Origin of the sequence: Rhodococcus sp. 66b (genome assembly GCF_002076325.1) — a bacterium.
Taxonomy (GTDB): Bacteria; Actinomycetota; Actinomycetes; order Mycobacteriales; family Mycobacteriaceae; genus Rhodococcus_F; species Rhodococcus_F erythropolis.
This window is the reverse complement of record NZ_MUZB01000028.1, coordinates 23,630-29,698: the sequence shown is the minus strand read 5'-3', so window position 1 is coordinate 29,698 and position 6,069 is coordinate 23,630. Positions and strand designations below refer to the sequence as shown.

Below are 6,069 nucleotides of genomic sequence, written 5' to 3'. Positions count from 1 at the left end.
CTTCCCGGATCTGAGCTTCGATGAACGCGGTCTTGTCCTCGACCACGACGATCTGCTCGAGACCTTCGGCGAACTCCCTGATCTTCTCGCCCACGACGGGGTAGCACATTCCGATGCGAAGGAGACGGATCCCGGCGCGGTGCAGCGCCGCATCATCGACGCCGAGGTCTGCCAGAGCTTGGCGGACGGAGTCGAAAGTTGTACCGGTGGCGGCGATACCGATCTTCGCACCGGAGGGGTTGACCTCGATCACATCGAGGTTGTTGGCAGTTCCGTACGCGTGAACAAGATCCCATCGCGGGCCGTACAGATCGGCCTCGGCGATGACACTGTCCGGCGGCGCAGCCATCTGACGCTGCTTGTAGACGAAGGGCTTGCCCTCGAACTGCACTTCCGGAACCACGATGTCGAAGTCCGCGATGCTGCCGTCGATCGTCCAGGCACCGTCGGCGACGTCGGCGACGATCTTCAGCGCTACTACGCAACCGGACACCCGCGAGAGTGCAACGGCGTGCATACCCATCGTGATGATCTCTTCGGCATTGCGCGGAAAGAGAACCGGCACACCCATCGCGGCAAGCGAGCGCTCGCTGACGGCCGGAACCGTGGAGGACTTCGACGCCGGGTCGTCGCCCACCAGCAGGACGACGCCGCCCTTGGGGTTCACGCCGTACATGTTGGCGTGGCGAATGGTGTCGGTAGCGCGGTCGACGCCGGGGCCCTTGCCGTACCAGACGCCGGTCACGCCGTCGTGGGTCGCGGTTCCGGCCGGGAGATCCGTCTGGCTTCCCCATACCGCGGTGGCAGCGAGCTCCTCGTTGAAGCCGGGGATGAAGGTGATGTCGTGTTCCGCGAGAACCTTGGGCATGCCGTGGAGCATCTTGTCGACGCCGCCGAGGGGGCTGCCCTGGTAACCGGAGACAAAAGTGGCAATACGCTTACCAGCCCGGATGTCGCGAACGTGCTGCTCGACGAAACCGCGTGCGATTGCCTGAACACCGGTCAGCAACACCGGTCCCGATCCCGACCGGTACCGATCATCGAGGTCATAGGGCTTGGCCTGGGCTACGCCCGACACCAGTTCAGTCATCGTGGACCACCGTTCCGTCTGCAGTGCATTTCAACTACCGTGCATTTTCAACAACCGCGTAACTCGATCTGTTCAGATGATCGTGGTCGAGGTATGTGAAAGCGTCAACAGAGGCTTGTTCAACTATTCAAATTGGCAATTTGTGAGCCAAATCACGTGACCTAGGTCATCGAATCAATCAGTTGGAGACCCGTTCGTGGCGATACGGCGAAACGGACATAAAACGTTCCCGACAATGCACACCGAGAACTTTCTTGACATTGACGCATCGTCAACTTGCATGCTGAATGAGCACAACCGATCCGAGAGTAGGAACTCCACGTGAGCGAATGGTCCATCCAAGAACTCGCCAAATCCGCCGGTACCACCAGCAGAACGCTGCGCCATTACGGCGATCTCGGACTCCTGGAACCAAGCCGCATCGGCGCCAACGGCTACCGCTTCTACGACGAAGACGCCCTGGTGCGACTGCAACGCATCCTGCTGCTTCGGGAACTCGGACTCGGATTGCCGGCCATCGCCGAAGTCCTCACCGGTGAACGCGACACGGCCGCCGCGCTGCGTACGCACCTCGAACTCCTCGAGCAAGAGCGCACGCGGATCTCGAGACAGATCGAATCGGTCAACAGGACGTTGAACAAGACGAAGAAAGGTGAATCACTCATGCCGGAAGATGTTTTCGACGGGTTCGACCACACCCGATACAAGGACGAGGTCATCGAGCGTTGGGGCAAGGACGCCTATACCAGCGGCGACAACTGGTGGCGGTCGATGTCCGAGCAGGACCGGAAAGCACATCTGCAAGCTCAAGCTGACATCGCAGCGGCATTCGGAAAAGCACTGACAGCGGGCCTACCCGCGGAAAGCGACGACGTCCAGACGATTACCCAGAGACAGTTCGAGTGGATAAAAATCGGTTGGCAGGGAAGGACTCCCAGCGCCGACGCCTTCACCGGACTCGGCCAGATGTACGTCGACGATCCCCGCTTCACTGCAAACTACGACAAGTACGGAGAAGGCACCGCTTCGCTGGTCCGTGACGCGATGAAGATCTACTCCGAGCGCAATTTGCACTGACGTCGATCAGTCCTGCCCACTGCCGAGGAGGTTGTGTCGGTGCGCTGCCGCGACGGCCTCTTCGCGGGAATGCGCACCGAGTTTGCGATACAGGGCTCGCAGGTGACTCTTCAATGTGTTGTTGGATACGAACAACTTTCGCGCTATCTCGCCGATCGGAATGCCGAGACCCAGTTCCACGAGAACGTCCATCTCCCGCTTCGTCAATTGGACTTGAACGATAGCCGCCGGATACATCTGCGGCACTTCGGATTCGAGAAAGCTTGTGACGGCACTGCTCGGGCCCTCGGCCCGCTCTTCCAGTTGCCTGATCAGATCACGCGGTATGGTCGCCAGCGCCGACAGGACACCTGAGGTTTCGAGCAGTCCGCGAGCCTCCTCCCACGGACTGGCGGCAGCGGGGATTCTCCCCAGTTCGCACAGCGCAGCGCATTCGATCAGCAGGGACTCGAGCCGAAACCTCGTGAGATACTGCTCGCTCCAGTCGATTTCGCGACACAATTCCAATGCCTGTGACGGAGCCCCCGTCAGGAGATGCGCACGAGCGACAGAAACCGTGACAACAGCAAACGTATGTGACGCAGCGACTGATTCCTCCAGCGCCTTGGTACCCTCCCCGGACGCCAACAGAAGATCGATACGCGCCGCGGCGAGAAGTGCGTCACCGAGTGATCGTTCACACGGATTCACGTGCCCGTGCGTTGCCACTGCGCGCTGGAGCGAAATCAGCCCCGAGAACGGATCCGATTGCAGCAGTGCAAATCTGGTGTAAGTGTAGGCCGCGAACGCCCACAGGTCGCCCGGCGGTGTGATCTCGGCGAGCGCGTCCATCGCGGCAGCGCCGGCATTCAGGTCCACGCGATCGCACGCCACCAGTGCCCGCGCGATCGCTCCCCCCATGTGCGAGGGCGGTCCCAACCATCCCGAAACGTCCGGGTGTGTGCTTTCGAGGTGAAGCCAGTCTGTCGCGTGCGCGACGTCCCCGATCAGCGCGGAGTTGAGCGCGGCATTGCCAGCGGCGTGCCGCAGGACGAACTCCGGACCGTATTCCATCGCACCCTGATAGGCGAGTCGCAATTCCACCGCGGCATCACCGAGGTCACCGGTCAGTTGATGCGAAACACCCCAGATCAGGCGCAGGGCGGGCAGTTGAGACCCCAACGCGCCCAACGACTCGTCACCGAGTCCGTACACGACGTGAGCCAACTTGCGCGTGATCTCGGTAGAGCGTTGGTACTTACCGGATGTTCTCAGCACAACCGATTGGACTGTCCCGACGTTCAACAAGCTGTGCGCATGCGAACTACCACCTATCGCACGCAATTCCGCCGGTTCCGTCGGCAACGAATCGCCGTTGACCAACTGCGGCCGCAGGCGTGATTCGAGCAGGTCACGGCCCACCAGAATCGAAGAGTTCGAACTGAGTACGTCGCCGGGTATGGATTGCAACGCAGTCCGGACCAATCCGGTGTGATCAACCAGAAGATCGGCCCAGTGACGCTCGAGTATGTCGAGCACCCTGGTCCAATGGCGTCCGTCCAAGGCGTAGTGAACGGCACCGGCTATATCCGAAGTCCCGAGAGCGTGATCGACGAGAACCTGGAAGGGATCGTCGAATCCATCCCCTTGTTCGGTCCGTATCTGCATGAATGCCAGTCGAACTGACGGCGCAAAGTACCAGGATGCTTCTCCCTCGGGACCGTCCCGGAATATCAGACCGAAAGACTCGAGCAAGTCCAGTTTGCCCTCCACGTCAAGATCGTCGGACAAGACACGAGCGATCTCTGGTGTGACGGTGCGGGCGGCGGCGATCGTAGTCGCGAAGTCGAACAACTCGAGCGACTTGCCCGATCGAGGAGCGGTCCGACTGACGTACGCGTGGATCGCTTGGTCCACTCGCTGCTGAACGCGTTCGCGCCCACGACTCGGTTCACTCAGCCCCGCAACCGCACTCAGAGCAACCTTCATCAGCACAGGAACGCCGGCAACACGCTCGCAGATCGAATGGACGATGCCCGAGGGAAGGTGGATCCCTGCCTCCGCGAACAGAACTGTGGACTCGTCGAGCGTGTATCTGAGGTCGTTCGCGCACAGGTACTCGTCCACGCGGACGTCCTCGAGTAAGTCCGTCGCAGACCGATCCTGCAGCGTGACGATTACTTTCAATCCGGGAAGCCGCACGATCAGATCCACGATTCGGCGTCCCACCTCGTCACCCTCAACCAGGTCGATGCGGTTGAACACCAACACGAATGGGGTGGGCGACGAGTCGAGTAGTGATTCGATTGCCCCCACCGGATCCTCGCGCATTCGTGGCGGGGCCTCGAGTGATTCCAGAGAATCTTGAATCACTGCGAGCGCAGTGTTCCAGTACTCGAGGGGGGTCATCCGATTCGATGGCGCCGGCACCCAGACAACTGGTCTGATGGGCATGTGCCCGAGAGTCGTGAGCCACAACGCGGCGAGGTCCGTCTTCCCGAACCCCCGCGGCGAATCGATGACCGTCAAGCCCGCCGAGCGTTCCATCAACCCGAGCAGACGAGGACGAATCGCCGTGGCTCCACGCCCGGCGAGCCGTCTTTGCAGCGTGCCCCTTCCTCGAGGATTTCGCTTTGCTCGAGATAGCTGCGACCGATTCGAAGTGGATGTCATGATGGCCGACAAACGAGCAGTCGATCCCCGCCGAACTCGAGATTTCGTTCGAGCATCGAACTCCCAACCTGTCCACCCATAACGAACAACATAGACAGAATCACCGCGACACGCGAGCACTGGCCGTCTCACAAATACGCCCGATTTGTCTCATTATGTGGGCTCGGTCACTATTGACGTCTATTTGCGGGAGAGTGACTGCGACCTGCGGGATCTGACATATCATGCCCGCGTGCCGATGAATTCCGCCCGCATTCGCGTGTCGACTCGATCGGTGGACCCTGCGGACGCCAACGACTTCTGGCGTGTCGTCACGCGTCCGTTCTTCGTCACCGAGCCGATAGGCGCCGACACGCCCCTCCAAGGCTCGATCTCCGCCCTGCCTATCGGGACCTCGCTGATCGGTGAAACGACCTTCAACGCGCAGAAGTACAACCGCAGCAAAGTTGTGATCGCCGAGAGCGGACTCGACGATCAGTACATGATCCAGGTCGTCCGCGGTGGACAGGTCAGTGGTGACGCCGACCGAGTGGATTTTGTCGCCCGCCCTGGGGACATCGCGTTCTTCGACCTCGGGCGAACCTGGACTGCTGACGTCGAAACCGAGGCGACCGGACGCACCATCACACTCCTGGCGCCGCGCTCCCTCGTCGAAGCGGAGTCGAAGGGTCGTTCTCTACACGGGACGGTACTGCGCGGAGTTCCTGCCGTCGTGCTCGCTCAGTGCATGCAATCGGTCGTACTCGCGCTACCGCATCTCGATCCCGATGCTGCGGCCGGCTACGAGGACGTCGTCGCTTCCCTCCTGCGTGTCAGTTTGGGTATCGCCGAACCTGATCTGTCGCCGCGGCCCGATCACTCTCTCCGCGATCGTGCGTACGCCTACATCGCCGAGCATCTCTCGGAGACCTGGCTCGGCCCGACGAGCATGTGCGCAGCATTGTCGGTTTCCCGAGCACAGCTCTACCGCGCATTCGCATCCGACGGCGGAATCGCTCTTGTCATACGGCGCAAGCGCCTCGAACTCGTCTACCGCGAGTTGACCAGAGCCGAGATGTCGAACGAAACGACCGACGCGTTGGCCCTGCGATGTGGCTTCACCTCGAAATCCCAATTGGCGCGCGCGTTCAAAGACTTCTACGGGATGACTCCGAGCCAAGCTCGTACCGATGGCAGGCGCACGATCGGGGACCCGTCGATCGCACGGCTGCACCGTCGACTCGAGTTCTTCAGCCCCTGAATCCGAAATA

At 61.0% G+C, this 6,069-nt stretch carries 3 protein-coding genes and 1 pseudogene; 2 read left to right on the top strand and 2 right to left on the bottom strand.

Translation table 11 applies throughout. The features are described 5' to 3' along the window. Positions 1 to 1,090: pseudogene (locus tag B0E55_RS30425) on the bottom strand (indolepyruvate ferredoxin oxidoreductase family protein); the annotation flags it as partial. 321 nt (positions 1,091 to 1,411) lie between these two features. On the opposite strand from B0E55_RS30425, the gene B0E55_RS30420 reads away from it, so the two are divergent. Then, positions 1,412 to 2,167, top strand: a complete 756-nt coding sequence (locus tag B0E55_RS30420) for a MerR family transcriptional regulator (protein ID WP_019745027.1) — start codon at positions 1,412 to 1,414, stop codon at positions 2,165 to 2,167. A 6-nt stretch (positions 2,168 to 2,173) separates the two neighbouring features. Here the strand turns inward: B0E55_RS30420 and B0E55_RS30415 are convergent, their stop codons facing one another. Next, complete coding sequence (locus B0E55_RS30415; RefSeq protein WP_080911118.1) at positions 2,174 to 4,693, bottom strand: helix-turn-helix transcriptional regulator; 2,520 nt, start codon at positions 4,691 to 4,693, stop codon at positions 2,174 to 2,176. Positions 4,694 to 5,057: 364 nt separating this feature from the next. Between B0E55_RS30415 and B0E55_RS30410 the strand changes: the two genes are divergently transcribed. Continuing rightward, positions 5,058 to 6,059 carry a helix-turn-helix domain-containing protein gene (locus B0E55_RS30410; protein ID WP_241896184.1) on the top strand — a complete coding sequence of 334 codons (1,002 nt, stop codon included), beginning with the start codon at positions 5,058 to 5,060 and terminating at the stop codon, positions 6,057 to 6,059. Positions 6,060 to 6,069: the final 10 nt, after the last annotated feature.

Bases quoted from the DNA above. Each gene is read 5' to 3' on its own strand.
- B0E55_RS30410 (WP_241896184.1), top strand. From the start codon at position 5,058: ATGAATTCCGCCCGCATTCGCGTGTCGACTCGATCGGTGGACCCTGCG.
- B0E55_RS30415 (WP_080911118.1), bottom strand. From the start codon at position 4,693: ATGGAACGCTCGGCGGGCTTGACGGTCATCGATTCGCCGCGGGGGTTC.